The 1,067-nt window shown below is 58.1% G+C and carries 2 protein-coding genes; one reads left to right on the top strand and one right to left on the bottom strand.

What is annotated here, in order from left to right; all coding sequences use genetic code 11:
* Positions 1 to 100: 100 nt before the first annotated feature.
* Positions 101 to 772, top strand: coding sequence for a VOC family protein (locus H7847_RS26600; RefSeq protein ID WP_227272743.1), 672 nt, complete (start codon positions 101 to 103; stop codon positions 770 to 772).
* An 83-nt stretch (positions 773 to 855) separates the two neighbouring features.
* Here H7847_RS26600 and H7847_RS26595 read toward each other — a convergent pair.
* Positions 856 to 1,067 (bottom strand): IS3 family transposase (locus tag H7847_RS26595; RefSeq protein ID WP_227272742.1); only part of this gene is annotated, 212 nt, incomplete at its 5' end.

Raw genomic sequence — 1,067 nt, 5'->3', positions numbered from 1 at the left:
GCAGCGGACTTCTAGAAGGCATCCCGTCACCGACGCCATTATGGGGCGGCACGTTCGACCCCGGAGAGAACCATGAGCCCGATGCGACCTAAATCCGTCCTTGAAATCGAAGCCGCAGATAGAGAACCTTGCTTGGGGCGGCGGTGAAAAGGAATTCGTCCTTGCTCTATCCGGAGACGAAGCGGGCGCCGGGTTTGCCGAGACTCCGCAGGACCAGGAAGATGGCTGGATCACCTATGTTGAAGTCGCCGACGTGGATGCGGCGGTCGAACGCACCAACTCGCTCGGAGGAATAATCGTTCGGGAGCCATTCGAAGTGCCGGGCGTCGGTCGCAATGCGCTCGTTCGCGATCCGCTCGGCGCGCTTTTGGGGCTTTCACTATCAAAGCACAGCTTTCCCGTGCCCCGCCGACAGTTCGGCACTGAAGTGTATGTCGGCAATGGCGATAAGTTCCCGGAGGCGTTTTATGCTGAGCTTTTCGAATGGCAGGTCTCGCCGAAGCGAGATATGGAATGCATCGCTGTCCTTGGGCCTTGGGGCGATCCTGTTGCACTCCAACATGCCGCGACTTGGCGAATCGGGTCAAACGCGGCTTGGGTGCCGAGCATCAAGGTCGCATCTATCTCAGACGCCTGCTTTGCTGCCGAGTCCATGGGCGCGCGTTCGGCTTCTGTGGACTCCAATAAAACTGGTGAAGCCCGTAGCCTCATCTTTTGTGACCCAGACGGCGCGCCTTTTGCTCTCGGCGTCGAGCGGACAAACACTTTCTAGCAACTCGCTTATTCTTCATCGAACCGCAGAGCGGACATGTGTCCGCTCTGCAGCATCCGGCAGGTGGCTCGTCTTGCCCCGTTTCAGTGGACAGTTTCAATTGATCCGGTTGACCGCTCTTCGAAGTCAGCCGGGCTTACGTTGCCAAGATATCCATGGCGACGTTTTCGCTTACAGAACACCTCAACGTACTCGAACAGATCGGCGCGTGCTTCGTCTCTGGTGCGGTAGCGTATGCGGTTCACGCGTTCGCGTTTGAGCACGCCGAAGAAGCTTTCGACGACGGCGTTGTCAT

The organism is Roseobacter weihaiensis, from assembly GCF_020622345.1.
GTDB classification, from domain to species: domain Bacteria; phylum Pseudomonadota; class Alphaproteobacteria; order Rhodobacterales; family Rhodobacteraceae; genus Roseobacter; species Roseobacter weihaiensis.
Note: the sequence above shows the minus strand (reverse complement) of the source record. Positions and strands in the feature narration are given on the sequence as shown.